This is a genomic window from Kaistella sp. (assembly GCF_041824135.1).
Taxonomy (GTDB): domain Bacteria; phylum Bacteroidota; class Bacteroidia; order Flavobacteriales; family Weeksellaceae; genus Kaistella.
Genome location: NZ_JBGZYM010000093.1, coordinates 1 through 26,816 on the forward strand (window position 1 = coordinate 1; position 26,816 = coordinate 26,816).

General features: G+C 36.6%; 23 protein-coding genes and 1 tRNA gene. 15 read left to right on the plus strand and 9 right to left on the minus strand.

All coding sequences use genetic code 11. From position 1 onward, the window contains the following. Together ACEYOS_RS11690 and ACEYOS_RS11695 are read left to right on the plus strand one after the other, a co-directional pair. The coding region (locus ACEYOS_RS11690) for a T9SS type A sorting domain-containing protein (RefSeq protein WP_373797583.1) at nt 1-719 on the plus strand (719 nt) is incomplete at its 5' end. A 78-nt stretch (nt 720-797) separates the two neighbouring features. After that, nucleotides 798-1,325 carry a DUF6702 family protein gene (locus ACEYOS_RS11695; RefSeq protein ID WP_373739297.1) on the plus strand — a complete coding sequence of 176 codons (528 nt, stop codon included), beginning with the start codon at nt 798-800 and terminating at the stop codon, nt 1,323-1,325. On the opposite strand, the gene ACEYOS_RS11700 is transcribed toward ACEYOS_RS11695, so the two are convergent. The 5 genes from ACEYOS_RS11700 to ACEYOS_RS11720 form a co-directional block, all read right to left on the minus strand. Continuing rightward, nucleotides 1,322-1,894, minus strand: coding sequence for an ACP phosphodiesterase (locus ACEYOS_RS11700; protein WP_373708073.1), 573 nt, complete (start codon nt 1,892-1,894; stop codon nt 1,322-1,324). The two genes, ACEYOS_RS11695 and ACEYOS_RS11700, sit on opposite strands and share 4 nt — an antisense overlap. A 123-nt stretch (nt 1,895-2,017) precedes the next feature. Continuing rightward, the gene (locus ACEYOS_RS11705; protein ID WP_373708074.1) at nt 2,018-3,556 is read right to left on the minus strand and encodes a zinc-dependent metalloprotease; all 1,539 of its coding nucleotides are present in this window, start codon (nt 3,554-3,556) and stop codon (nt 2,018-2,020) included. 104 nt (nt 3,557-3,660) lie between these two features. Further along, a complete protein-coding gene (radA, locus tag ACEYOS_RS11710) occupies nt 3,661-5,007 on the minus strand; it encodes a DNA repair protein RadA (RefSeq protein ID WP_373708075.1) in 1,347 nt (448 codons plus the stop codon). Nucleotides 5,008-5,069: 62 nt separating this feature from the next. Beyond that, the gene (locus ACEYOS_RS11715) at nt 5,070-5,582 is read right to left on the minus strand and encodes a hypothetical protein (protein WP_373708076.1); all 513 of its coding nucleotides are present in this window, start codon (nt 5,580-5,582) and stop codon (nt 5,070-5,072) included. An 80-nt stretch (nt 5,583-5,662) separates the two neighbouring features. Further along, complete coding sequence (locus tag ACEYOS_RS11720) at nt 5,663-5,797, minus strand: hypothetical protein (protein ID WP_373708077.1); 135 nt, start codon at nt 5,795-5,797, stop codon at nt 5,663-5,665. Between the two features lie 360 nt (nt 5,798-6,157). On the opposite strand from ACEYOS_RS11720, the gene ACEYOS_RS11725 reads away from it, so the two are divergent. The 3 genes from ACEYOS_RS11725 to yidC all read left to right on the plus strand — a co-directional run bounded on the left by ACEYOS_RS11725 (nt 6,158) and on the right by yidC (nt 10,805). Next, entirely contained in the window at nt 6,158-6,985 is an 828-nt protein-coding gene (locus ACEYOS_RS11725) for a hypothetical protein (protein ID WP_373708078.1), read from the plus strand. A gap of 239 nt (nt 6,986-7,224) precedes the next feature. Beyond that, a complete protein-coding gene (locus ACEYOS_RS11730) occupies nt 7,225-8,832 on the plus strand; it encodes a CTP synthase (protein WP_373708079.1) in 1,608 nt (535 codons plus the stop codon). Nucleotides 8,833-8,996: 164 nt separating this feature from the next. Continuing rightward, complete coding sequence (gene yidC / locus ACEYOS_RS11735) at nt 8,997-10,805, plus strand: membrane protein insertase YidC (RefSeq protein ID WP_373708080.1); 1,809 nt, start codon at nt 8,997-8,999, stop codon at nt 10,803-10,805. 84 nt (nt 10,806-10,889) lie between these two features. Here yidC and ACEYOS_RS11740 read toward each other — a convergent pair whose 3' ends face one another. Further along, nucleotides 10,890-11,474 (minus strand): ribonuclease HII, encoded by a 585-nt coding sequence (locus ACEYOS_RS11740; RefSeq protein WP_373708081.1) that lies wholly within the window; start codon nt 11,472-11,474, stop codon nt 10,890-10,892. 112 nt (nt 11,475-11,586) lie between these two features. Between ACEYOS_RS11740 and ACEYOS_RS11745 the strand changes: the two genes are divergently transcribed. The 8 genes from ACEYOS_RS11745 (at nt 11,587) to ACEYOS_RS11780 (ending at nt 22,140) form a co-directional block, all read left to right on the plus strand. Then, nucleotides 11,587-14,592, plus strand: coding sequence for a SusC/RagA family TonB-linked outer membrane protein (locus ACEYOS_RS11745; protein WP_373708082.1), 3,006 nt, complete (start codon nt 11,587-11,589; stop codon nt 14,590-14,592). A gap of 10 nt (nt 14,593-14,602) precedes the next feature. Then, nucleotides 14,603-16,033 (plus strand): SusD/RagB family nutrient-binding outer membrane lipoprotein, encoded by a 1,431-nt coding sequence (locus ACEYOS_RS11750; protein WP_373708083.1) that lies wholly within the window; start codon nt 14,603-14,605, stop codon nt 16,031-16,033. 80 nt (nt 16,034-16,113) lie between these two features. Beyond that, nucleotides 16,114-17,892, plus strand: a complete 1,779-nt coding sequence (gene argS, locus ACEYOS_RS11755) for an arginine--tRNA ligase (protein WP_373708084.1) — start codon at nt 16,114-16,116, stop codon at nt 17,890-17,892. Nucleotides 17,893-18,003: 111 nt separating this feature from the next. Beyond that, nucleotides 18,004-19,038 carry an AMP-binding protein gene (locus ACEYOS_RS11760; RefSeq protein WP_373708085.1) on the plus strand — a complete coding sequence of 345 codons (1,035 nt, stop codon included), beginning with the start codon at nt 18,004-18,006 and terminating at the stop codon, nt 19,036-19,038. 80 nt (nt 19,039-19,118) lie between these two features. Continuing rightward, nucleotides 19,119-19,511 (plus strand): alternative ribosome rescue aminoacyl-tRNA hydrolase ArfB, encoded by a 393-nt coding sequence (gene arfB / locus ACEYOS_RS11765; protein ID WP_373708086.1) that lies wholly within the window; start codon nt 19,119-19,121, stop codon nt 19,509-19,511. A gap of 20 nt (nt 19,512-19,531) precedes the next feature. After that, a complete protein-coding gene (locus tag ACEYOS_RS11770) occupies nt 19,532-20,179 on the plus strand; it encodes a hypothetical protein (protein ID WP_373708087.1) in 648 nt (215 codons plus the stop codon). A 31-nt stretch (nt 20,180-20,210) separates the two neighbouring features. After that, a complete protein-coding gene (locus tag ACEYOS_RS11775) occupies nt 20,211-21,185 on the plus strand; it encodes a deoxyhypusine synthase family protein (RefSeq protein WP_373708088.1) in 975 nt (324 codons plus the stop codon). Between the two features lie 331 nt (nt 21,186-21,516). Beyond that, a complete protein-coding gene (locus ACEYOS_RS11780; RefSeq protein WP_373708089.1) occupies nt 21,517-22,140 on the plus strand; it encodes a hypothetical protein in 624 nt (207 codons plus the stop codon). A 256-nt stretch (nt 22,141-22,396) separates the two neighbouring features. Here ACEYOS_RS11780 and ACEYOS_RS11785 read toward each other — a convergent pair whose 3' ends face one another. After that, nucleotides 22,397-22,543: a hypothetical protein gene (locus tag ACEYOS_RS11785; RefSeq protein WP_373708090.1), complete on the minus strand. Its 147-nt coding sequence runs from the start codon at nt 22,541-22,543 to the stop codon at nt 22,397-22,399. Nucleotides 22,544-22,596: 53 nt separating this feature from the next. Between ACEYOS_RS11785 and ACEYOS_RS11790 the strand changes: the two genes are divergently transcribed. Then, nucleotides 22,597-22,902, plus strand: coding sequence for an MGMT family protein (locus ACEYOS_RS11790; protein WP_373708091.1), 306 nt, complete (start codon nt 22,597-22,599; stop codon nt 22,900-22,902). A gap of 171 nt (nt 22,903-23,073) precedes the next feature. Here the strand turns inward: ACEYOS_RS11790 and htpG are convergent, their stop codons facing one another. Together htpG and recA are read right to left on the minus strand one after the other, a co-directional pair. Then, on the minus strand, nt 23,074-24,966 hold the full coding sequence (gene htpG, locus ACEYOS_RS11795) for a molecular chaperone HtpG (RefSeq protein WP_373708092.1): 1,893 nt from the start codon (nt 24,964-24,966) through the stop codon (nt 23,074-23,076). A gap of 529 nt (nt 24,967-25,495) precedes the next feature. Next, nucleotides 25,496-26,506 carry a recombinase RecA gene (gene recA, locus ACEYOS_RS11800; protein ID WP_373708093.1) on the minus strand — a complete coding sequence of 337 codons (1,011 nt, stop codon included), beginning with the start codon at nt 26,504-26,506 and terminating at the stop codon, nt 25,496-25,498. 148 nt (nt 26,507-26,654) lie between these two features. Between recA and ACEYOS_RS11805 the strand changes: the two genes are divergently transcribed. Beyond that, nucleotides 26,655-26,726, plus strand: a tRNA-Gln gene (locus ACEYOS_RS11805). Nucleotides 26,727-26,816 lie beyond the last annotated feature (90 nt).

A 26,816-nucleotide genomic window follows, 5' to 3' on the forward strand; every position in this document is an offset into this window, starting at 1 on the left:
ACGGTAAAAACTATGTTACGACGAATTGTAATTTAGTTGGTATGGTAGAAAGAACTTCTACTTCCAATATGACTGGAACAGTTACAGCAAAAGTTTGGTTGGCTAATCCAGAATCAACTTATGTTGCAAGGAGGTATGAAATTACGCCAAGTACTAATCCAACTACTGCTACAGGAAAAGTGACTTTGTATTTTACTCAAGCGGAATTTGATGCTTACAATGCAACCAATTCTGTAAAACTTCCAACTTCGCCAAGTGATGCAGCCGGAAAAGCAAATGTTTTAATTGATAAGTTTGCTGGAACAAGTTCAGATAATTCTGGAAGCACTTCTTCATACAGCAACGGATTTGTAACCTTAACACCAAGCGTTGAAAACATTAAATGGAATGCTACTTACCAATATTGGGAAGTAACAATTGACACTGTTGGATTTAGTGGATTCTTTGTTAGAACAAGTTCTTCATCTCTTGCAAGCGCAAATGTGAAGCAGGATCAAGTTGCGATTTATCCAAATCCAGTTAAAGATGTTTTAAATATTGATCTTAAAACCAACCAGGGAGAAGTGAAAATTTTCGACTTATCTGGAAAGGTTATTAAAACGGCTTCTGTAAATAAGTCAGGTTCAGTTGATGTTTCTAAATTTTCAAAAGGTCTTTACATTGTAGAAATTACAATAAATGGAACTTCTAAAGTGACTAAAAAAATCATCAAAGAATAAATCCCTCATTTAACTTTATATGAAAGTGGCAGTCGAAAGATTGCCACTTTTTTTATCTTTGTTCAAAATATCACCTTGATGCTACCGAAAAAATTCCTTTTATTTTTTGTCACTACTTTACTGATTCTTACTTTAAGTTCATTTAAAAGTACGTCACCAGCTGATGTTCATCCCTATCATGTGGGTTCGGTAGAATTCAATTATAATTCGAAATCAAAAACCTTTGAAATTACAGGGAAATTTTTTCTGGATGATTTGGAAAACGCACTTAAAGAAAAATATGGTAAGCCAGTTCATTTTAATGATGCCAAATATAATGCTCAAATCGATGAGTTTCTAAAGCAGTATTGCAACGACTATTTAAAATTAAAAGCTGACAATAAAACTTTAAAAATCAATTATATTGGTTTTGAAGAAGACAGTGAATCGGTGAATATTTTCCTGGAATCGGAACCTGTTAATGCACCTAAAAAAGTAGAAACAGCGGTGAGTTTCCTGTATAATTTTTTTGATGATCAAATGAATATCATCCACATCATTGTTAATGGTAAACGCCAGAGCGAAAGATTAAATTATCCCAATCGATACTTGTATAAAGTATTTTAAAATCGGGAATTTACTATTTTTGAGTATTCTAAAAGTTCTGGAAAGAAAACATCAAAATGCTTTTGCAGTTGAGGTTTATTATTCATAAAAACTTCAAAAACAGGCAAATCCTTATCTAAATATTTGGCTTTATTCAAAACGTTTTGGATGGAATATTGAATTCCCCAGTCTTCCTTATAATTGTACAGCCAGTTATCTTTTTCCATTCCATTTACCATTCTTAAAAGTCTTTCAGGTAGAAAATCTTCATATTTCCGCAACACTTGATAAACTTTTTCAGCATGATCTTTCAATACCTTATCTGACAAAGAATTGGCCAGAAAATAATCCATTGAAACATCGACAAAAGCTCCCGAATACAATCTGACTAACGGACTGAATATTTTCTTAGCTTCCCTAAGCTCTGGATGAGCGTCGGTAAAAGTATCAATTTCCCGGTGCAAAGTAATTCCCTGCTGCATTCCTTCGGGATAAGAAAAGCGATCTCGGTTTGGAATGACATCTTCCAGAAACTGACCAACGATTTGTTCTTCAGAAAAAGCAAGAAAAGAATGGGCGAGATAATTCATAAACGAATATAGAAATTCTTAAATAAAGTAAGTTCATCAAATTAAGATTTAATCATTATTTAATCCAAAAGTAAAATCCTTCAAATAAGATAATTTGAAGGATTAATAGGTATTTATTACAAGTTATTTGACCAAGAACTTTTTAGTTCCGATCAAAACATTACCATTCCCGTAAACACTTAGAATATAGGAACCAGCTGACAAACCTTTAAGATTAATCACTTTTTGGTCACTTTTCAAAATTAATTGTCCGACGAGATTGGTAATTCTAAAACTATATTTCCCATCTTTTTTAATTTGAATTTTCAACTCCTCTTTTGCCGGAACAGGGAACAGAGAGAAATCTTCAATCTTAGCCAGTTTATTTTCTGTGGTAGCAAGAGTACTTGTTGGCATAAACTCTGAGACGACGCAGGCGAAACGTGCAAAACCAAAAGCCTCATCCGACGGGTTTGTTTCACCAATTGCAATTCCGGTCGGTTCTGTATTATAATCCAGATCTGGATTTGACCATCTGTTGATTCTTGTACAGCTGAAACCTTTCGAAGAACATTCATCATTATAAGCCATAATCGTTCTCCACCTTTGAGAAGCAGTGCTTGCCGCACCCAACGTGATCGCGGATTTATTAGTATAACCGTGTTGATGTTCACATGGATTCACATTTTGATTGACGTGCCAATCATGATTCAAACCCATATTATGTCCCATCTCGTGCGCTAAAGTATAATTTGAAACCACGCAATTGTATAACCCAACTGAATACGCAGCCGCGGCAGAATAATTGGTAGGATTAAGATTTAGATATCCAAGACCACAAGTGTTGGTAGGAGTACTGGTAACTAATGCACAAAGGTCAGCGCCATAAGAGGTTCTTAAGCCAGCGACCTCATCCAGAAAGGTGTCGTTTTCTGTCCGGAATCTGGAGAGATCTGTAGATATATTCCCTGATTCGACGTAAGGGATTTCTTCTGAATAAACCAGATTGATGGTTACATTTGAAACTCCAGAATTCTGAAGAGCCGTATTGAAATTAGTAATTGCAGTTGTTATAAACGATTTACTCTGGGCCACTCCGCCCCAAGCGGTTCTTGCCTGCGGCGTAAAAACAACCATCACATCAATAGTCGTAGCAGGACAAACAGCCGTACTCGCTAAACAAATATTATCGTTGACTTTCCCTGCGAGTGCAGATTTATTGATCAGCGCATCTTCTTGAGCATCTTTGTTGATTAGCGTTCCTTCATTCACTATTGAAATTGCAAAAGTCTGTGCATCGGTCTGGTGAAAAATTATTTTCTGTCCTTCACTGGACAGATACATTCCGGTGACAATACCATCAACTTTAGACAACACCAATTCTGCGTCGGGTTGATTTTGTATCTGATAAACAAATGACTCACTCTTATTGGCGTAAAGAAATTCTTTTTGAAATTTCGCTTCAATGACTTTTCCTTCGGGAAGTTCAATCTGGAGATCACCTTTCAAATTGAATGGAATCTGCTGATAATACTTCGTAGAAATATAAGTATCAGCGAGACCTTTACTTATTTTCTGCTTTGCTGTAAGCTTATTCTCACTGATGACATTTCGGAAAATTCGATCTTGCGCAAACAATAGGGTAGCACAAAATAATACTAAAAAAGTAAAATTAGTCTTCATGATGATATAAGTTTTTATGGTTAGTTGCTTACAAATGTAAAATATTAGCACCAATAAATATTGGGTTATTACACTGAAAATAAACTCATTAAAACTTTATATCTTTAAAACAAACATTCATGAAAATCCTCGATCTTACTTACTTCCACGATTACAATTCCGTATTTCTTCTTTGGAATTTTGTTGAGGTTCGACACAAATATTTTTTCGTATCCCAATTTCTCCGCTTCCGAAATTCTTTGCTCAATTTGCGGAATCGGACGAATTTCTCCACTCAGCCCAATTTCTCCCGCGAAACAGAAATGTTCAGAAATTGCAATATCCTCATTAGAAGAAAGAATGGAAGCTACAACGGCTAAATCTAAAGCTGGATCTCCAGTTTTTATTCCACCTGTAATATTTAAAAACACATCTTTCGCGCCTAATTGAAAGCCAGCTCTTTTTTCTAAAACTGCTAAAAGCATATTAAGTCTTTTCGAATCAAAACCGGTGCAGCTCCTTTGCGGTGTTCCATAAACTGCAGAACTTACCAGCGCTTGAATTTCGATCAACATCGGTCGATTTCCTTCTAAAGTTACGGCTACAGAATTCCCGGAAAGTTCTTCAAACTTCTTGGTGATCAGTATTTCTGAAGGATTTTTTATCTCTTTCAAGCCCTGAGAAACCATTTCGTAAATCCCGATTTCTGCGGTAGATCCAAAACGGTTTTTACTCGCTCTTAGTAATCGGAACAAATGATTTCGGTCACCGTCAAAATTCAAAACAACGTCGACCATGTGCTCCAAAACTTTCGGACCAGCGATCTGGCCGTCTTTTGTAATATGTCCAACTAAAAAAGTCGGTGTATTGGTTTCTTTAGAAAATTTAATGATCTCGTTCGAACATTCCCGAATTTGAGAAACCGTTCCCGGCGAACTTTCAATTGTTTGACTTTGAAGCGTTTGAATTGAGTCGATGATCATAAAATCGGGCTTCAGTTTTTTCGCTTCATGCAGGATTTTTTCTACTGAAGTTTCCGTAAAAAGAAAACAGTTTGGATTTTGAAGTTCCGTCAGTCGATCTGCCCGCATTTTGATCTGCGACGCACTTTCCTCGCCGGAAACATAAAGAATTTTCTTCTTCATCTTCAGCGCCAGTTGCAGCAATAAGGTCGATTTCCCAATTCCAGGTTCACCGCCAATTAAAGTGACAGAACCCAAAACAATTCCGCCACCGAGAACCCGGTTCAATTCTTCGGAAGGACTTATGATTCGAGGTTCTTCAAAAGTCTCCACTTCAATGATATTAATGATATGCTGTTTTGATCGATCCGTGAAATTTTTGGTCGTAGACTTCTCTACAATCTCTTCCACCAAAGTATTCCATTCGCCACAATTCTTACACTGCCCAAGCCATTGCGGATAGTTTGTGCCACAATTCTGACAGATATATGCTGTTTTCACTTTTGCCATGTTGCGAATTTAAAAACTTCCACTGAAATACAACGGAAGTTTTAAGTAATGATGAAGTAATTTTATTTTTGACTCAAATTTTGTTTAGATATCAACATGCTGGACAGAGATGCCACGATCAGTTTGTCTTGTGGACTTAGTGAATTTTTAATCCAAACCTTTCCGTTTCCAAGAACAGACACGGCGCCAATAGATTCGCCATTTCGGAACAGTTCATATCCGAAGGTTTTACTGTCGTCGGTGAAGAATTTATTTTCTGAAAGTTGCTTTGTGCCTTTTATTTCGATACTATTTCCCTGCTCATCCATGGCGATGCCATTGTCCGTTTCCGATTTTAGAGAACTATTTGAGTTGTCGTTTTCCACAAGAACCTCCCACGTGGCACTACCATCTTTAGGAATAATTACACCGAAGTAACCATTCCAGAAATTATTTGCATAATTTTCTAACCCTTTGAAGAGTTTAAACATATTGTTGTCGAAGTTACTGGACCCGACAATATCGGCTGAAGAAGCATTTAAACCAAATTGAGTAAATTCAATCGGCTGCTTCGCTTTTTCATGTCTAATTCCCAAGACGGTCAATTCTGTTCTATTAGTCCAGCCCCTTTTAATGGGCGATGTATAGAAATTACCAAAAGAAATCTTCTGATTAATTAAAGTCCGGCATTTCCTTTTACATCCATCACAGAAGAATTTTGCCGAAGATTTTCGGAAACTGCAATGTTGGAGGTTGAACAGGAAGTAATCGCAGCAAAAGCGAAGAAGAAAGTAATTGATTTGAGTTTCATATATAAGATGTTTTTTGCATTCGATTATTTTCTATTATTAAAGTTAAAAAAATTCTTAATATTTCTTAAAAACTTTAAAACCAACAAATTACCGAAGTGAAAAGTATTTTATAACACCGTTCAGAGTTGATCGTTTTGCGCTCTCACAGTCTACATTTCTTTTTGTAATGGAATCTTTGTTCTTTACCTCCTACAAATTATTACACCTTTATTTGCCCCGACTTTCAAAAGTAATTCCGGTATCCGTTACATCTTCTCTTTTATAAAAGAAAAGTCATAATTCCATTGTGGTTAAAATTAAAGGTCGTTTTTAGCATCCTTACTTTTAAAAAGAATTATTAGATTTGTTAAACTTCAATTATGAAAAAAATATACTCTTTTCTCTTCGCACTTCTTTTCATTTCAATTTCTGCTCAGGATTTACAGAAAATTGCCAAAGAAATCACAGACGAGGGAATCACTTTATATAGAAGTGAAATGGCATCTTGGTATGGGACAGATATTTTTCTTGAAAACTATGTTGAGAAAGAAAATATAGCCGGTTACTTTTCTTATATCGATGGTGGTGTACCAAAATGCGTGTTTTTCTCCAAAGAACATCAAATTATTGGAACGGTTGCGTTCCCAACCAATTACGAACTGAAAGATGCAAAATTAGATTTAACACAAAGGGCTTTTACAACAATCGAAAAAGATTATTTTGATCTTCGTCAAAAAACACTTGAAAGAGTACAGAGCGATCCAATTTTTAACCAATACGAAAATACCAACTTTAACATCATTCCGGTTATTACTCAGAAAGAGAAGAAAGTTTATATTATCACAGGCACCAACGTTAACAATTTGGTTCTTATTGGGAATGATTATTTATTAAATTTTAATAAAAAGAATGAAATTACTAAAGTTCAGCCACTACACAAGTCGCTAATTGCACAAAAAATTGTCGATGAAGAAGTTGGTAAAACAGTTTCTGCAATGCATTCTCACATCCTGGAAGATTGGCCGTTTATCACGCCAACTGACATTTGCACTTTAATGCTTTACCAAAAATTTACCGATTGGGAAAACTACACGGTAGTATCGAAGAAATACACCAGTTTGTGGAATACAAAAAGTAATTTCCTGGTAATTATGAAGACAGATGTGATAAGAAAAATCAATGAGGATCAAAAGAAAAGACACCCGTAACTATATCGACAAGAATCGACTGAATAAAAATCGTGCTCAACTTACTTACCGCAACTTCCTTTCATTCATCATATAACTCATAGCCTTTATTGCAACGACATCCCTCGTCTTAGGGACAAGAAAAGAAGATATAGTGAAAAGCATATCGTCTAAGGACGAGACTGTCTCCTAAAAAATTTTAGTTCTCCTTTATTTGCCTCGTCTTTCAAAATCCATTAACTTTGCACAAACCTAAACTAATGAGTAAAAAGAACACGAAATACATCTTCGTAACCGGTGGTGTAACTTCTTCTTTAGGCAAAGGAATTGTCTCAGCGTCACTTGGCTTACTGCTAAAATCGAGAGGATTCAATGTCACCATCCAAAAACTTGACCCTTATATCAATATCGACCCGGGAACGCTAAATCCTTATGAACACGGCGAATGCTATGTCACTGACGATGGTGCAGAAACCGATTTAGACCTGGGCCATTATGAAAGATTTCTGGATTCTAAAACTTCTCAAAATAATAACGTAACGACCGGTAAAATTTACCAAACCGTTATTGAAAAAGAAAGAAAAGGAGATTTCTTGGGAAAAACCGTTCAGGTTATTCCGCATATTACCAATGAAATTAAGCGTCGGATTAAAATGCTGGCGAAACAAAACTACGATATCATCATCACCGAAATTGGTGGAACCGTTGGCGATATTGAATCGCTTCCTTATATAGAGAGTGTTCGCCAGTTGAAATGGGAATTGGGTGAACATAATTCGATGGTGATTCACTTGACTTTGTTGCCGTATTTGGCTTCCAGTGGTGAATTAAAAACCAAACCTTCTCAACATTCCGTTCGTCAGTTGATGGAATCTGGTATTCAAGCTGATGTTTTGGTGTGTAGAACGGAACACATTATTCCGAAAGAACAACGCATGAAATTGGCTCAATTCTGTAATGTCGCTTTAGAAAACGTGATTGAATGTAAAGATTTGGAAACTATTTACGAAGTTCCGCTTTACTTACAAAAACAGGATTTTGATGATGTGGTTTTAAAAGAACTGAATCTGAAATCTGACAAACAAGCGGATTTAAAAGATTGGAAAACATTCCTTAAAAAATATAAGAATCCAAAAAAATCTGTTGAGATCGCTTTGGTTGGAAAATACGTTTCATTGCAGGATTCTTACAAATCAATCGTAGAATCATTTATTCACGCCGGAGCCGATTTAGAAACTGAAGTAAAAGTAAGATGGGTTTATAGCGGTGAACTCGAAGAAAGTAATATCGCAGAGACCTTTGAAGGAATCGACGGAATGCTGATCGCTCCAGGATTTGGAGACCGTGGAATTGAAGGTAAAATTGAAGCCGCAAAATATGCGCGTGAAAATAATATTCCGCTCTTAGGAATTTGTTTGGGAATGCAAATTATGACCATTGAATTTGCCAGAAACGTGCTTGGCTACAAGAAAGCCAACTCTATGGAATTCGACACTTCTACACCAGAACCTGTAATTTCTTTAATGGAAGATCAGAAAAATGTGGTTGAAAAAGGCGGAACCATGAGATTAGGTGCCTGGAAATGTTCTTTAAAAAACGGTTCGAAACTTCAGGAAATCTACGGAACTAAAAATATTTCAGAAAGACACCGTCACCGTTATGAATTTAATTCTGAATACAAAGATGAGTTCGAGAAAAACGGCTTAGTACCAACTGGATTTAATCCTGAAACTGAATTGGTAGAAACGTTGGAATTAAAAGACCACCCTTTTTATATCGGAGTTCAATATCATCCCGAATATAAGAGTACCGTTGCCTCGCCCCATCCTTTGTTTAAGGCTTTGATAAAAGCAGCAACCAAGAAATAAAAAGAAAGAGATAAAAGACAAAATGTTTTTTATCTCTTTTGTTTTTAAATGAGTACTCAAAAAATTCTTCATTGCCAAAAATTTCAGTATTTTTGCACCCAAAATTAAAAGGGAAAAGAATGCAGGATTTCGAACCTTCAATTTTAAATTTCAAATAAATTAAAATGCAGCAAAATAACGGTTTAGATAAAAATCAATTGATCATTTTCGCACTGTTTTCAATGATTATTATGGGAGCGATGTTTTATTTTCAAAATAAACAGCAGACCGAACAGCAATTAAAGGAAGCGCAAAATCCAACAAAGGTTACTCAAGCGGCACCAGTGACTAAACCGGCAATTGCAACCAATCTAAACGATAGCGTAAAAGCAACCTCAATTCAGCAAGTAGAATTAAAGAATAAAGAATTAACGGTAGCGATTTCCACTTTGGGTGGACAACTTTCTACGGTTGAATTAAACGAGTATAAAGCGTACAATAAAAAAAGCGACGTCAACGACAAGAAACTTTTGCTTTTTGACAAAAATAATTCATCCTACGGTTTCCAGTTTAAAGATAAAAGCGGGAAAACTTTCAACACGAAAGATTTAGTTTTTGCCCCAAGTCAAAGCGGCAATACGGTAACCATGCAAGCCAATGTAAATGGTGCGGTGATTCAGTTTATTTATACTTTACTAGATAAGTACACGGTTGACTTCAATGTAAAAACGCAAGGCTTAGGACAACTTGTTGCTGACTCTAAAGCAGATTTCATTTGGGATTTCAGTGCAAGACAAATGGAAAAAGGACGCTCTCAAGAACAAACTCATACGGAGTTCAATTATACGTTTGATAATTACAGCAGTTTTGATTACGATGGCAGAACAGAAATGGACGAGCCTGAAGAAACCCTCAACTGGTTAGCGATCAAACAGCAATTTTTCTCCATGGTGATTGAGCCACAACAAGGCTTCAAAAAATCTCACGGTTCACAGGACACGATCGATGAAGGAGAATTTGTGAAAAAATTCAATTTCAATGGGCAGGTTGATTTAGCGGGAGGAGAAATGAATCAAAACTTCAAATGGTATTTTATGCCATTAGATTTACCTTTATTGAAATCTTATGACAAGAACTTCGATGAATTACTTCCTTTAGGATGGTCGTTTATTGGAACTTTGAACAGATGGTTCTTTATCCCAATGTATAATTTAATTTCAGGTTGGGGAATCGCAGCAGGTTGGGTGATCTTCTTAATGACGATTATCGTAAAAATTATTTTATCGCCGGTGATGTTTAAGCAGCACAAATTAAGTGCGATGATGAAAGTGATCCGTCCGGAAATTGATGCTGTAAACGAGAAATACAAAAAAGCCGATGCCATGAAAAAACAGCAGGAAACGATGGCTGTTTATCGAAAGGCAGGCGTAAACCAGATGGCGGGTTGTTTACCCGGATTAATACAGGTCCCGATTTTCTACGCCTTGTTCCGCTTCTTCCCTAACATGATCGATCTTCGCGGAAAGAGCTTTTGGTTTGCGAAAGATCTAACTGCCTATGACGATGTAATCAAATTACCTTTCAGTATTCCATTATTAGGAGACCATTTGAGTATTTTCGCAATTGCGTGTACGGTAGTGATCTTGATCTATACGGTGATGACAGCCGGAAACATCCAGCAACCAACGCAAGAAGGAATGCCGAACATGAAAGTAATTATGTACATCTTTCCGATTACGTTCTTATTTTTCTTGAATACCTCCGCATCAGGTTTATCATGGTATTATTTCGTATCGAATGCGATTAACATTTTAATTATTCTGGTTATTAAATACTGGATATTGGATGAGAAGAAAATCCACGCTCAAATTCAGGAAAACAAAATCAAAGGACCAAAGCCTGAAGGTAAATTCCAAAAAAGAATGCGCGAAATGATGGAGAAAGCTCAGGAGCAACAAAAAGCACAGCAACAGCAAGGAGGTAAGAAAAAATAAATACTCCTTATTATATATAAAGAAAAACGGACGATCATCTCTTCCGTTTTTTTTATTGCTCATTTCTCACTGACCAATGGATACCTAATCATATTTGAGTCGAAAGGACTGTCGGTGGTGAATCGTGGGGCCATGTTTAATTAAAGCTTCACGATGCTGTTTCGTTGCGTAGCCCATATTTTTGTTCCATCCATATTCTGGGAATTCCTCATGCAATTCAATCATTAATTGATCGCGATAATTCTTGGCTAAAATAGAAGCACAAGCAATGGAAAGAATTTTAGAATCGCCTTTTACAATACACTGATGCGGAATAAATTCGTACGGGTGAAAACGGTTTCCATCTATTAAAAGCAGCTCTGGACGAATTTTTAGCTGATCCAATGACAAGTGCATGGCGTGAATACTTGCATTTAGGATGTTATTTTCGTCAATGAAGGAGGGTGAAAGTTCCGAAATTGCAAAATCTTTCACATTATCTTTGATATATTGATCTAGAGCCTGGCGCGTTTTAAATGTTAATTTTTTGGAGTCATTAACCAAATTTTGGTTAAAATTTTCGTCGATAATAACGGCTGCAGCTACCACGGGTCCACACAAACAACCTCTGCCAACCTCATCACAACCTGCTTCTATATATTTACCCGAGACGGTTTTAAGTAATTTCATTAATAACATCTAAACGTTAAAATTACAAAATTTTTAAGAATTATTTAACAAATTGTTTGGTTGTTTTACAAATTATTTGCACTTTTGTTGTAATGAAAAAATTTAATTTGATATGAAGAAACTAACAACAAGCGTTTTAGCGGTAGTTTTGACTGCGTCATTTGCGATGGTAAATGCACAGAAAAAAGACACTATTAAAACGCAAGATATCGAAGGCGTCGTAGTAACGGCTTTAGGTATCAAAAGAGAAAAAAAATCGCTAGGTTATGCTTCTCAGGAGGTTAAATCTGATGTATTATCAGAAGGAACCACTAACACAGGAAACATTGCATCTCAACTTTCTGGTAAAGTAGCCGGTCTTAGTGTTACTACTACCAGCAACTTTGGAGGTTCAGCGAGTATGGTTATTAGAGGGGTAAAAGGAATTGGTGGAAGTAGCCCATTAGTTGTAATTGACGGTACTCCTGTTGACAATGCAACCACTTATGGATTTGGAAAAGATTTCGGTAATGCATTAGCTGACATCAACCAAGAAGACATCGCTTCAATCAACGTACTGAAAGGTGCAGCTGCATCTGCATTGTATGGTGAAAGAGGTTTAAATGGTGTTGTTCTAATCACCACTAAAAACGGTAGAGGAACAGACGACGGTTCTTGGGGTGTAAGCTGGACATCAGGTGTTTCAGCAGGCTTCATTGACAAAAGTACTTTCTTAACTTACCAGGATAAGTATGGTGCTGGTTACGATCAGGATTTCTATACTGAAGCTCCAAACGCTGATGGTAATTACTATGCTAACTTTGCAGAAGATGCTTCTTGGGGTCCTAAGTTTGATCCAAGTTTATTAGTTTACCAATGGGATTCATTAGATCCAACTTCTCCTAACTACGGAAAAGCAACTCCATGGGTCGCAGCTAAAAATGGTCCAATCAAATTTTTCGAAACACCATTTACTTATAGTAATACGGTAACTTTAGAGAAAGGTAGCAAAGGTCAGAACATCATGTTCTCTTATGACAACATGACTTCAACTGGATTGATGCCGAACTCTAAAATGTCTAAAAACACTTTCACTTTGAAAGCGAATTATGACTTTACTCCGAAATTACACGGTTCATTCTTTACTACTTTAAATCTTCAGGATACTAAAGGTAGAGCGATTACTGGATACAGTGATAATATCGTAACCAACTTCAGACAGTGGTGGCAAACTAACGTAGATGTTCTTTCATTGAGAGACGCTTACATGAGAAATGCGGCTAATCCAACTGCGGCTAACAACTACGGTAACGTTACTTGGAATCCTTACGATTCTGGTAATCTTCGTCCAATCTTCTGGAATAACCCTTATTTCCAAGCATATGAGAGTTATCCAACGGATAAAAGAAACAGATCTTTCAGTATTGCGAGTTTGACTTATGACATTACTAAAAACATCAACGTGATGGGTAAAGTAAGTTATGACAGATCAAATTTAACTATTGGTGATAGATTGGCAGTAGGTTCACTAGCAGCAACTTTTGGTGCAGCAGGAAACGATACTGAATCAGGATACGGAAGACAAGATATCTCTAAATCAGAAACCAATTACGATGTACTTGCCAGTTACAAATTCGACATTACTGATAATGTAAACGTAAGTGGTGTTGTAGGAGGTACTGTGAGAAGAAATACTTACAACTCTCTTTATGCTACAACTGAAGGAGGATTAGTATTAAGAAATATTTATAGTTTATCAAACAGTGCTGCACCAGCTTTAGCACCAGCTGAAGTTGATTGGACTACTCAGACTAACTCCGGATATGCTTCAGCTTCATTCGATATCTACAAAATCTTATATATTGATGGAACGTATAGAGTTGATCAAAGTTCAACTTTACCTGCAGGAGACAATGTATACGGATACGGTTCTGTAACCGGTGCCTTAATTCTTTCTGAGTTGGTTAAAACGGACTGGTTAAAATTCTGGAAAGTAAGAGCGAATTATGCAGAAGTTGGAGGAACAGCTGATCCTTATCAAACCTCTTATGCTTATGGTGCTGCTGGTTTCTTTGGAAATGTGGGTTTATCATCTACTCAGACTCGTCAACCAAACGCAAATTTACTTCCACAAAGAGCAAAAGAAGTTGAAGTAGGTACAGAAGGTAGTTTATTCAACAACAGATTTACATTTGACGTTGCTTACTACAAAACTAAAACCTTTAATCAGTTAATTACATTGCCTATTTCATCTGGTTCTGGTTTAAGCTCTGCTTCAATCAACGCTGGTCAAATTGACAACTGGGGTTATGAAGTTCAATTAGGATTCGTACCGGTAAAAACAAGCAATTTTACTTGGAACTTAGATGCTAACTGGTCTCAAAATAGAAATGAGGTAGTTGAATTACTTCACAATGAAGTAACCGATGTATCAAACGTATTACTAGCTTCTTATCAAGGTGGTGTATCTCTTAATGCAAGAGAAGGACAAGCTTGGGGAACATTAGTAGGTTCTGATTACGTTTACTTAAACGGCGAAAAGGTTATTAATGCCAGTACAGGTTATTACTTACGTCAAGGAAACCAAGTGATCGGTAATGTTACACCAGACTGGTTAGCAGGTATTAGAAACAGTTTGAACTATAAAGGTTTATCAATGAGTTTCTTGATCGATATCAGACATGGTGGTGACGTATTCTCTACGGATATGTATTACGGTCTTGCTACAGGTTTACCTGAAGAAACTGCTGTTGGAGATATCAGAGAAGTTGGCGTTGTTTGGCCAGGGGTTAATCCTAATGGACAAGTAAATACTACGAACACTAGTAATCCTAGTGCATTTGGTTCATTAGATGGATATTCAAGAATGCCTAACAGTAGATTCGTTTATGACGGTTCTTATGTTAAATTAAGAGAGGCTTCTATCGGCTATAGTTTACCTCAGACTTTCTTAGCAGGAACTTTCATTAGAGACGCGAAAATCTCCTTAGTAGGAAGAAACTTGTGGATCATTAGCAAAAACTTACCGTACGCAGATCCAGAAAACATGGTCGGCGGTGGTAATAGAGCATATGGATGGTCTATTGGATCTCTACCAACAACAAGAGACATCGGATTAAATGTAACATTAAAATTCTAAGATTACAACAATGAAAAAAATACTTAATAAATTAATTATCGGTGCCTTGGCTGCAGTCAGTCTTACCTCTTGTCAGAGAGATTTGCTTTCTCTGAATGAGGATCCAAAGCACCCGACAGTATTGCCTTCATCTACGCTTTTAGCGATGGGGCAACAGCAATTCTTCTACTCTACTTTTACAGGAAGTGTAAATTTTAATAATTACAGATTCTTTGTTCAACAATGGGCAGAAACAACGTATACAGATGAGACAAATTATGATTTGGTTACCCGTAACCAACCTCGTAATCACTGGAACAGAATGTACGTCAACTCATTAAATAATTATGAGACCGCTAAAAAGAATCTTCCAGCTGAAGCAGTAGGTTCTGAAGCAGAAAGAAAAAATAAGAATGCTACATTAGAAATTTCTCAGATCGTAGTTTGGGAAAACCTAGTAGACACTTACGGAAACATTCCTTATTCTGAAGCTTTAAAAGCAGGTGAAGGTAGTTTTGCACCAAAATATGATGATGCAAAAGCGGTCTACACAAGTCTTTTATCAAGAATTACTGCCGTAGTTGCAGCAATTGATGAAGGTGCAGAAGGTTACGGTTCAGGTGACTTAGTGTACGGCGGAGATATGACAAAATGGAAACATTTAGCAAACTCTGTCAAACTAAGATTAGCACTTAACTTAGCAGATACCGATGCTGCAACTTCAAAAGCAGCAGCAGAAGCAGCTGTTGCGAGTGGTGTGATCATGTCTAACGACGAAGCTTACTCTTTGAAATTTGCAGGTGGAACTTATAATAACCCAATTTTTGACGATCTAGTAGCTTCAGGAAGAAATGACTTTGTTCCAACAGAATTGATCATTAACAAAATGAAAGCAAGCGCTGATCCAAGGATTGACGTATGGTTTACCAAAGTTGATGGCGAATATGTAGGTGGAGTTTTTGGAGCTTTAAATCCATTTAATGGAAAATCTCACATGAGTGATTTCTTCTTAGCTAATAATGCTCCAGCTAACTTACTAAGTTACGAGGAAGTATTATTTATGAAAGCTGAAGCTGCTGCAAGAGGTTATACCGTAGGTGGAACTGCTGCAACTTTCTATGCTGCTGCAATCAATGCTTCTATGGCGTTAAACAATGTTAGTCCTGCAGACGCTGCTACTTATTTAGCTGCTCGTCCATATGACGCTGCAAACTGGAAAAAATCAATTGGTGAAGAAGCATACATTGCTATGTTTAACAAACCATTTGCTGCTTGGTTATTCGCAAGAAGACTAGACAACCCAGTATTTGTTAACCCACCAAACTCTAAGCTTGATGGTGTACCAGTAAGAATGCCATATTCTGATCAAGAATACGTTCTTAATAAAGCTAATGTAACTGCTGCTGCAAGTGCAATCGGCGGAGACAAAGCAACTACTAAATTATTCTGGGACGTAAATTAATATTTATTCAACAGATTTCTTTAAACCACTCCTCGGAGTGGTTTTTTTATTTCCGTATATTTGTACTTCAAAATAAACCCATGAACATTAAAGAGATCATCCAAGATAAATTAGCAGAAATCATAAAGACTGTTTTTCAAGTTGACAATGTCAATGACAGAAATAACGTCACCTTAGATGTTCAGCAAAACAAAACTGAATATGAAGGTGATTTTACGATTGTCACTTTTCCACTTGTTAAATTATTGAAGAAAAGTCCGGATGCAATTGCGGTGGAATTAGGTGATGCTTTTTCAACTCAAGCTGATTTTGTTGAAAGCTATAATGTGGTAAAAGGATTTCTTAATTTAAAAATTAAAAATAATTTTTTCTTAGATAATTTCAATTCAGTCCAGGAAAACTTTGACAAGAAAGAAGACAAACACCAAACAGTAATGGTTGAATATTCTTCACCGAATACCAATAAGCCATTACACCTTGGCCATATCCGTAACAATCTTTTGGGATATTCTGTTGCGCAGATTTTAAAAGAAGATGGTTACAATGTGATTAAAACCCAGATCATCAACGATCGTGGAATCCACATCTGTAAATCGATGCTTGCCTGGGAAAAATCTGGAAAAAATGAAACTCCACAATCTACAAATCTAAAAGGTGACAAACTGGTTGGAAACTACTACGTTGCTTTCGACAAAGAGTACAAAAAAGAAATCGCAGAATTAGTTGAACAAGGATACGAAGAAGAAGTTGCAAAAAAACAGGCTCCTATTATTTTAGAAGCGCAAAAAATGTTGCTCGACTGGGAGAAAGGTGACGAAACAGTGAAAAGTCTTTGGGCAGAAATGAATTCGTGGGTTTATGCAGGATTTGATCAGACTTACAAAAGACTGGGTGTTGATTTCGATCAGGTTCAATATGAAAGTAATACTTATCTGCTAGGAAAAGATTTAATTCAGGAAGGCTTAACTAAAGGGGTCTTGTACAAGAAAGAAGACGGTTCTGTTTGGTGCGATCTTTCTGAGGAAGGCTTGGATCATAAACTATTGTTGCGTGGCGATGGAACTTCGGTTTATATGACGCAGGATCTAGGAACTGCCGTGGAACGTTTCAAAGAAACTTCGATTCAGAAATTAATTTATACTGTTGGAAACGAACAGGATTATCATTTCGATGTGTTATTCAAAATTCTTAAAAAGCTTGGTTATACCTGGGCTGAAAATCTCTTCCATCTTTCTTACGGAATGGTCGAACTCCCTGCTGGTAAAATGAAGTCCCGTGAAGGAACTGTTGTAGATGCCGATGATTTGATGCAGGAAATGTATGAAACTGCAAAAGAAAAAGCACAGGAATTGGGTAAACTAGAAACCCTTTCTGACGAAGACAAAGAAAAATCTTACGAAACAGTTGGTTTAGGCGCCTTGAAATATTTCATGCTCAAAGTTGATCCTAAGAAAAAAATGATGTTTAATCCAGCCGAAAGTATAGACTTTGCCGGAAATACGGGACCATTTATTCAATACACTTATGCCAGAATTCAGTCTTTGTTGGCGAAAGCGAATTACCAGAAAACAACGGTTTCAGATTACGAACTGAATATTTCAGAAAAAGAACTGGTGATGAACCTTTCCAATTTTAAAGAAGTGATTTCCAGAGCCGCCGAAACATTATCTCCAGCGCTCGTGGCCAATTATGTTTATGAAGTGGTCAAATCGTATAACTCCTTCTATCAGAACAATCCAATCCTTAATCAGGATAATGAAAACGCAAAGAACTTTCGTTTGGAATTATCAGAACTTACCGGGAAAACTATTAAAAAAGGCTTAGAACTTCTAGGAATCGGAACGGTAAATAGAATGTAATATTTGGGCGTGCCCCTTTGTACCACACCCTAAATCCCTCTCCCGTGGAGAGGGACTTTTCCATTCCATCTTCGGCATTCGGGTCTCAACTTTTTAAAATGATATTTCAAAATGATAATCGACTTTTCTACCGACCAACAACCAATTCCAACTACTGAATTTGAATTACGAGTTATTTCTTTCATGGAAGAATGGTTTGCTGATTCAAAAACGGTAAAAGTTCAAACTTCAGGCTCTACAGGAACACCTAAAGTTTTTGACATAGAAAAAGAAAGAATGCAATATTCCGCAAATAAGACGTGCGATATACTGCGATTGCAGGAAGGCGACTCTGCCCTACTCTGTCTTCCGGTTGATTATATCTCGGGAAAAATGATGGTCGTTCGCGCCATTGAAAGAAAGTTAAAATTAGTTGTAAACACTCCTTCAGCAAAACCACTATCAGATTTAAATGAAGAAATTGATTTTTGTGCAATGTCTCCACTTCAAGTTGAAAATTCTCTGGACAAAATTCATTTAATTAAAAATATTATTATTGGAGGTGCTGCAGTTTCAGAATCACTAAAGATAAAAATCTCACAAACACTCAGAAGCTCAGAAACTCAATCATCTATTTTTGAGACTTACGGAATGTCAGAAACCCTTTCTCACATCGCTTTGAAACAAATCTATCCTAGCTCGGAAGATTATTTTAAAGTTTTAAATGGAGTCGAGATCTCTTTAGATGACCGAGGTTGCTTACAAATTTTCGCTCCAAACTTGAATCCCGAACTTCTTAAAACGAACGATCTAGTTGAAATTAATGATAGTAGAGAATTTAGATTCCTAGGGAGAATTGACAATGTCATTAATTCTGCCGGGTTGAAAATTTATCCAGAACGGTTGGAAAGTCTGGTAAAAAAAGAAATACCGAATGAAGTCGTATTTGTAGGAGCTGCAGATGAAATATTAGGCCAGAGACTAGTTCTTGCAATCGAAGGTGAACAGAATAAAAAGATCACTCAGCAATTAGAAAAAATCATTTATCCATCAAAAAATCATCATCCAAAAGAAATTATTTTCATCGAAAAATTTCCCCGGATTCCCAATGGAAAGATTGATCGTCGAGAATTGACTCAAGTAGCTTTTAATACTTTAAAAAAATAGTTTAAACCTATATTACTCTTTCCGCTGAGCATATAGTTCATTGTCTTTATTCTTTTATCTTTGTTCTTTCCTCCTATATCATGAAAGACTTTACTAAAGAACTTACTTATAAAACTTCCCGCAGCAGTGGCGCTGGCGGACAAAACGTCAATAAGGTCGAAACATCAGTTACCGTAATGTGGAACGTTGCCGAAAGTGAATGTTTTTCCATTGAAGGAAAAGAGATGATATTTACGAAACTCAAAAACCGCATCAACGCTGAAGGAATTTTACAATTCACGGTTTCAGAAAGCCGAACGCAACTACAAAATAAAAAAATTGCGACGGATAAAATTTTAGAAATGGTTGAAAAATCGTTGTTCATCCCCAAATCCCGAAAAGCCACGAAGCCTTCCCGTTCCAAAATCGAAAAAAGAATCAAGGCCAAAAAGCAACTTTCTGAAAAAAAAGAAAACAGGAGAAATAAATTCTGATATATTTGTTAAAAAATTATATGAAGAACAAATTTCTACTCTTTGCCTTGGCAGCTTTGCCTCTAACTGTGTTCGCTCAAAAAAAGATCTCTATTATTCCAAGTGTTGGCTATGGATTTAGAACTGCAAGTTTACCTTCTAACATCACCCAACAGGAAGAATCTTATCTTAAAGGTTTAAAATCAGGTATTAACTTCGACATCGGTGCCTATTATCAACTCAATAATGTGATAGGTTTAGGAGTAAAATACAACATCTACTCCGCATATTCTTCCGGCAGTTTTAGTGGTTTTACCCCTGATGGCGATCCTGTATCCATTTCTCTTTCTACAGATGATACCATTACTTTTGTAGGACCTGCTTTTCTTTACTCTAATTTTAATGAGAATACAAAACACAAATTATATTATGATATGGCGATCGGAGTCATCAGTTATAAAAGTAAGACTGATAATGTTTTGTTTTCAGGGTCAAATCTTGGCTTAGCTGCAACGATTGGTTATATGTATGAAATATCTCCAAGTATTTTCATCGGCCCACAGGTGGGTTACACTGGCGGAACTTTGGTAAAAGCAAAACTAAACGGTCAACAGTTTGATTTGCCGGAAGACCAGAAAGAAGCGCTACACAGACTGACTGTAAGTGCAGGAGTCACCATTCGTTTGTAAAATTGATTATCTTTGCTAAAATCAAAAAATTATGAGTAAACCGATTACGGAATTTATCGAAAAATATTACCTGCATTTTAATTCTGCAGCTTTGGTAGATGCTTCAAAAGGATATGTTGCCCATTTAAAAGATGGCGGAAAAATGATGATTACCCTAGCTGGAGCAATGTCTACAGCGGAGATTGGGAAAATTTTAGCTGAAATGATTCGCGAAGATAAAGTGCATATTATTTCATGTACCGGAGCGAATTTGGAAGAGGATCTAATGAATTTAGTTGCGCATTCTCATTACAAACGTGTACCAAACTACCGTGATTTGACTCCACAAGAAGAGTGGGATTTAATGGAGAAAGGCTTGAATCGTGTTACTGACACGTGTATTCCAGAAGAGGAAGCGTTCCGCAGATTACAGGAACATATTGTGAAAATATGGAAAGATGCGGAAGCCGCTGGCGAACGATTTTTCCCGCATGAATATATGTACAAAATGATTCTATCAGGAGTTTTGGAGCAGTATTACGAGATTCCAAGAGAGAACTCGTGGATGATCGCCGCGGCTGAGAAAAACTTACCGATCGTGGTACCAGGTTGGGAAGATTCTACCATGGGAAATATCTTCTCAAGCTACTGTATGAAAGGAGAATTAAAACCTTCGACTGTAAAATCCGGGATTGAATATATGATGTATTTGGCAGATTGGTACCCGAAAAATTCAGGTGGAAAAGGTGTTGGTTTCTTCCAAGTTGGAGGTGGAATCGCTGGTGATTTCCCAATTTGCGTGGTTCCAATGTTGTACCAGGATATGGAAATGACGGATACGCCATTTTGGTCATATTTCTGTCAGATCTCGGATTCCACAACATCTTACGGATCTTATTCTGGAGCAGTTCCGAACGAGAAAATCACTTGGGGAAAACTGGACATTAATACACCGAAGTATATCGTTGAAAGTGATGCGACAATTTGTGCACCGTTGATGTTCTCTTATATCTTGGAGAATTCATAATTAGATAAGAGATAATAGAAAAAAGATAATAGACTTTAGAGTCTGATCAAACATAACCCTTTCGGTCTTTAAGATTGAAAGGGTTTTTTAATTTATAATAGGAAATTGTCTTGTCCCCAACCCTAAAGGGCGGAAAATTTCTTTCAAAAGTTCATCAAAAAACTCTCTTTAGGGTTGGGGAATTTTTTTTTGAATCAAAAAGTCATTTAAATTGATCACATAACTGTTTTTTTTTGAAGCGATCAATTCACCACCTAAAAAGACTAATTTTATCGCTTGCTAGAATTCACTACCATCTATTTTTTTAACGATACTTTACAATAAATACAAAATGAAATTATTTACACCGATTGCTCTATTTCTAACAATCATCACCTCTAATATTAAAGCACAAGATACGCGACCGGACAAACTTTACAGTTCTAGTGGGTTTGGTCTCTCCATACCTATTGGTAAAACATCTTACTATTTTGCGCCAAAGTTTTCAACAACTTTAGGCTTAAATATTGGATTGGGAAATGGCGGATTATTTCTGTACCCAAAATTAAGTTTACATGCTTATCAATTTAACCAAATTGTCGCCGATGAAGGTTATACTTACAAGGTGCAAAAAGGAAGATCGACAACTTATTTGTTAAACGTAGCATTAGGTTACCGTAAAATTGTAGATAAATGGGCTTTTTACGGCTTTGCTGGCGGTGGCGGTGGTTTTATTTTAACTCCACAAGCAAGCGTAAACGCTGCAACTTTAGAGGTGACCATGAAAAACAAAAGTAATGCTATGGCGATTGCAGAAGCAGGTGGCGGTATTGAATACAATCTTGGCGCTGTCAATTTATTTGCAGAAATAAGTTATATGCACGGCTTTAGAGATATTGAGAATGAGAAATTTAATTCGGTCCCGATTTCAGTTGGTATAAAACCAAATTTGAGTAAATTATTCAAAAAACGTTAGTCTCTATCATTGTCATTTTTTTAAATACAAGACCCTTTCAATAGAAGGGTCTTTTTTTTTGGAGCAACAAGGTTTTGAATTTTTTGGAAAAGTGGTCGCGCTGTCCGCTGTACCTGTCTGCCGACAGGCAGTTCTTTTTTGTTTTAGAAAATATAGTAAAGACAGAAAAGCAGGAAAAAACAAAAAAGGATGCCGCTTCCATCCCGGCTAGAATTACTTTTTAGTTTTTTTTAAATCTTTAGGAAAATAGGATTTCCTAATCCAAAGAATTGATCACCACATAATAGCGATAAGCCAATATTGCCTTTTGAAATTTATTCATTTTCAAAGGATCCTGTCCACCAAGTTTTGGAAAAACCTTTTTGTTGAATTTATTAAGAATGATAAAGAACTGCTTTTTCATATATTTTTATATTTGTAAATTCCGATTTACAAAATTAGCACTAAATTGACGAAGTGAACGAACTATTCAAAAAACAAGTCTTTGAAATCATCATTATGATTCCCGAAGGAAGAGTGACGAGTTATGGTGCGATTGCAAAAGCAGTTGGCTACCCGAATCATGCAAGACATGTTGGAAACGCCTTGCGAAATTATGATGAGGATTTCCCAGCACATCGGGTTTGTAATTCGTCAGGAAGAATTACGGCAAGTTGTCAACGTGATTTTGTGGGAAAATTAAAATTAGAAGGTGTAAAAGTGAAAGACGGAAAAATTCAGAATTTTAAAAATATATTTTGGAATCCTTTGGAAGAATTATGATGATCCCAGCCACGAAGTGGCACCTTAATAAAAAATCAGATGAAATCTTCTGAATCATATTCATTCAAAAAATTTAGAATTCACTACAAAAAAAAACCTTGTCAGGATTTGAAATCCTGACAAGGTTAGAGAATTAAGAAAGAATAAACTCTTTGTTCTTTTCTCTTCTAATTACTTACTCAACTGCTGGTAACTTCTCTGAATGAAATCAGTCAGATCTTTACCTTTCAACAAATTCTGAGACAATTTTGCTAAGTCTAAAGCATGTTTAATTTTTGAATTCTTATCTTCTGCATTTTCATCTTTTAAGATATCTGCAGCTAATTCGCTGTTTGAATTCACAACCAGATTATACATTTCCGGGAAACCGCTCATTCCAAACATTCCGCCTCCGCCGGTTGCCTGCATGTCTTTCATTCTGCGCATAAATTCCGGTTGAGTGATCATAAATGGAGCTTCAGAACTTTCCAGATCTTCTACCTGAACAGAGAATTTTTTGTCGTTTACGGCTTCTTCGATATTTTTCTTTAAAGATTCTTTTTCCTCTTCATTCAATTTAGAAATCGCCGTGTCTTCTTTTTTAATCAGGTTATTGACGTGATCGGCATCAACTCTGGCAAAAGAAACCTTGTCTTTCGACTGCTCTAATTTCTGAATCAAATGCGGCACAATTGGAGAATCTAAAAGTAGAACTTCATAACCTTTATCTTTCGCAGACTGAATGTAACTATGCTGTTCATCGGCATTTGTTGTATAAAGAATCACGAAATTTCCGTCTTTATCAGTTTGCATCGGTTTTACTTTCTCTTCCAATTCAGACCATAAATAATATTTTCCGTCGGTTGTTGGATATAATGCAAACTTGTCAGACTTATCAAAGAATTTATCTTCCGAAATCATTCCGTATTCGATAACGATTTTAATGTCGTTCCATTTTTGCTCGTAATCTTCCCGGTTTTCATTAAATAAAGCAACCATCTTATCGGCTACTTTTTTGGTGATGTATGAAGAGATTTTCTTCACCGCACCATCAGCTTGTAAATACGAACGCGAAACGTTCAATGGAATATCTGGAGAATCAATTACACCGCGCAACAGCATTAAAAAATCTGGCACAATTCCTTTTACCTCATCGGTTACATAAACCTGGTTTTGGTACAACTGAATTTTATCTTTCTCGATATTTAAACCGTTGGTCAACTTTGGAAAATAGAGAATTCCAGTCAAGTTAAACGGATAATCTACGTTCAGGTGAATATTAAACAAAGGTTCCTCAAATTGCATCGGATACAATTCATGGTAGAATTCTTTGTAATCTGAATCAGAAAGTTCGCTCGGAGCTTTGGTCCAAGCCGGAGTTGGATTATTGATGATATTATCTACTTCTACCGTTTCTGCTTTTGCGTCTTCTGCAGCATCTTCTGCTAAAGGCAAAGTTTCAGTTTTCATTCCAAATTTAATTGGAACAGGCATGAATTTATTGTACTTCAAAAGCAATTCACGAATTCTGGATTCTTCCAAAAACTCGGTAGAATCTTCTGCGATATGAAGAACAATCTCAGTTCCTCTGTCCGTTTTGTCAGTGGTTTCTTCCAAAGTATATTGTGGACTTCCATCACAAACCCAACGAACTGCCGGTTCATCTTTATAAGATTTTGTAACGATTTCTACTTTTTCAGCCACCATAAAGGCCGAGTAAAATCCAAGACCGAAATGACCGATGATCCCGGAATCTTTAGCCGAATCTTTGTATTTTTCTAAAAATTCTTCCGCTCCAGAAAAGGCAACCTGATTGATGTATTTTTCAACTTCTTGACCCGTCATCCCAATTCCCTGGTCGATGATGGTCAAAGTTTTTGCGTCTTTATCTACTTTAACTTCAATTTTCGGCTGTCCGTAATCCGTTTTAATTTCACCAATGCTCGTCAAATGCTTCAATTTCAAAGTTGCATCCGTTGCATTAGAAATCAGTTCACGTAAAAATATCTCGTGATCGCTGTACAAAAACTTTTTAATTAAGGGAAAAATATTTTCCACCGATACATTAATATTTCCTTTTGTCATGTTAATTGATTTTTAAATTATGCAGTTGAGTTCTCAAAAAAAACACCAATCTGAACAAAGTGACACATTGTCAATTTTTGGGCAATCCCCTCGCCGAAGCTTTCCCCACCGCTAGGGTCGGGCTATCCACTGCAACTCCTCAAGCCTTTGCAAATGCCAACGCTTTCTGCGGGGTTTCCGTTTCTATCCCTATTGCAGTGTGGGATTTTAAAATAAGAAAGGTTTTCAAAAGAAGATCAATTCATTTTCCAAAAAGAATCCCTTCTCCAACAAAACCCTAAAAGCAAACTTCATCTAAAAGAGCAGAACAAGTTTTGGCTAAAGCCAATACACAATCCCCTTAAAAGGCAGGCTAAAGTCCGCCCCTATTGATGGGAAGGATTTTGAAACAAACTCTCCCATTTTCCACACCTCAACTATTCACAAAAAAAGACAGCAAAAAATGCTGTCTTTAATTTTTAGAAAATTGGATCATAAAAATCTAACTTTAAGTCGGACATCTATGATTTGTCATCTGTAATAAACCAAACTAATTATCTTTTTTATTCTTAATCTCTTCTCTGATCTTCGCTTCCAGTTCGTCAGCAAGTTCAGGATTGTCTTTCAACATATCTCTAACTGCATCACGACCTTGACCCAATTTCGTTTCTGCATAACTGAACCAAGAACCACTTTTCTTAACGATTCCCATGTCCACAGCTGCATCCAGGATCTCACCGGTTTTAGAAATACCTTCACCGTACATAATATCGAATTCAGCAAGTTTAAACGGAGGTGCGACTTTATTTTTCACGATCTTCACTTTCACACGACTTCCTACCGCTTCGTCGCCTGTTTTAATCGGTGCACTTGCTTTTCTGATATCAATCCTTACGGAAGCGTAAAACTTTAAGGCATTCCCACCTGTAGTTGTTTCAGGGTTTCCGAACATTACTCCGATTTTCTCTCTTAACTGGTTAATGAAGATTACAGTACATTTCGTTTTAGAGATCGTTCCTGTTAATTTTCTTAATGCTTGCGACATCAATCTTGCATGAAGTCCCATTTTTGAATCACCCATTTCACCTTCGATCTCCGCTTTCGGAGTCAAAGCTGCAACGGAGTCAATCACAACGATATCCACTGCTCCAGAACGGATCAAATTATCTGCGATCTCTAACGCTTGCTCCCCATTATCCGGCTGAGAAATGATCAGATCATCTAAACTAATTCCTAATTTTCTGGCATAACCTCTATCAAATGCATGTTCAGCATCGATAAATGCTGCAATTCCACCCGCTTTTTGCGCTTCTGCAATGGCGTGCAAAGTTAAAGTCGTTTTTCCTGAAGATTCCGGGCCATAAATTTCAATAACTCTTCCTCTTGGGTAACCGCCAACTCCTAAAGCTAAATCTAATCCTAATGAACCCGACGGAATCACTTCAATAGAAGTATCCGCAGATGCATCTCCTAAAGTCATTACGGTTCCTTTCCCGTAGGTTTTATCTAGTTTCTCAAGCACCAAAGCCAGTGCTTTTTTCTTATCTTCGATACTACTCATTTGTAAATATTTATTTCCTCAAAAATACGGAAATTATATCAAAGGAAAAACACGAAAAAACAGCAAAAACACTTTTTTAAAATAATTTTTGCAAAATAATTGTTTGATAAGAAAAATTTTTCTAGATTTGCACCACCAAAATAAAGACAGACCCATGGTGTAATTGGTAACACACCGGTTTTTGGTACCGACATTCGGGGTTCGAGTCCCTGTGGGTCTACAAATTAAGGTTAAACGTGCTGATTATCAGTGCGTTTTTTTTATGCCTTGCCAACAACTTGCCAACATCTCAAATAATTTCATATTTGAA

Coding starts and splice junctions, on each gene's coding strand:
- ACEYOS_RS11780 (WP_373708089.1), top strand. CDS start 21,517: ATGAAATTATTTACACCGATTGCTCTATTTCTAACAATCATCACCTCT.
- ACEYOS_RS11740 (WP_373708081.1), bottom strand. CDS start 11,474: ATGAAATTACTTAAAACCGTCTCGGGTAAATATATAGAAGCAGGTTGT.
- recA (WP_373708093.1), bottom strand. CDS start 26,506: ATGAGTAGTATCGAAGATAAGAAAAAAGCACTGGCTTTGGTGCTTGAG.
- ACEYOS_RS11725 (WP_373708078.1), top strand. CDS start 6,158: ATGAAAAAAATATACTCTTTTCTCTTCGCACTTCTTTTCATTTCAATT.
- ACEYOS_RS11700 (WP_373708073.1), bottom strand. CDS start 1,894: ATGAATTATCTCGCCCATTCTTTTCTTGCTTTTTCTGAAGAACAAATC.
- ACEYOS_RS11785 (WP_373708090.1), bottom strand. CDS start 22,543: ATGAAAAAGCAGTTCTTTATCATTCTTAATAAATTCAACAAAAAGGTT.
- ACEYOS_RS11750 (WP_373708083.1), top strand. CDS start 14,603: ATGAAAAAAATACTTAATAAATTAATTATCGGTGCCTTGGCTGCAGTC.
- ACEYOS_RS11745 (WP_373708082.1), top strand. CDS start 11,587: ATGAAGAAACTAACAACAAGCGTTTTAGCGGTAGTTTTGACTGCGTCA.
- ACEYOS_RS11775 (WP_373708088.1), top strand. CDS start 20,211: ATGAGTAAACCGATTACGGAATTTATCGAAAAATATTACCTGCATTTT.
- ACEYOS_RS11760 (WP_373708085.1), top strand. CDS start 18,004: ATGATAATCGACTTTTCTACCGACCAACAACCAATTCCAACTACTGAA.
- ACEYOS_RS11730 (WP_373708079.1), top strand. CDS start 7,225: ATGAGTAAAAAGAACACGAAATACATCTTCGTAACCGGTGGTGTAACT.
- ACEYOS_RS11720 (WP_373708077.1), bottom strand. CDS start 5,797: ATGAAACTCAAATCAATTACTTTCTTCTTCGCTTTTGCTGCGATTACT.
- radA (WP_373708075.1), bottom strand. CDS start 5,007: ATGGCAAAAGTGAAAACAGCATATATCTGTCAGAATTGTGGCACAAAC.
- ACEYOS_RS11695 (WP_373739297.1), top strand. CDS start 798: ATGCTACCGAAAAAATTCCTTTTATTTTTTGTCACTACTTTACTGATT.
- ACEYOS_RS11705 (WP_373708074.1), bottom strand. CDS start 3,556: ATGAAGACTAATTTTACTTTTTTAGTATTATTTTGTGCTACCCTATTG.
- yidC (WP_373708080.1), top strand. CDS start 8,997: ATGCAGCAAAATAACGGTTTAGATAAAAATCAATTGATCATTTTCGCA.
- argS (WP_373708084.1), top strand. CDS start 16,114: ATGAACATTAAAGAGATCATCCAAGATAAATTAGCAGAAATCATAAAG.
- htpG (WP_373708092.1), bottom strand. CDS start 24,966: ATGACAAAAGGAAATATTAATGTATCGGTGGAAAATATTTTTCCCTTA.
- ACEYOS_RS11770 (WP_373708087.1), top strand. CDS start 19,532: ATGAAGAACAAATTTCTACTCTTTGCCTTGGCAGCTTTGCCTCTAACT.
- arfB (WP_373708086.1), top strand. CDS start 19,119: ATGAAAGACTTTACTAAAGAACTTACTTATAAAACTTCCCGCAGCAGT.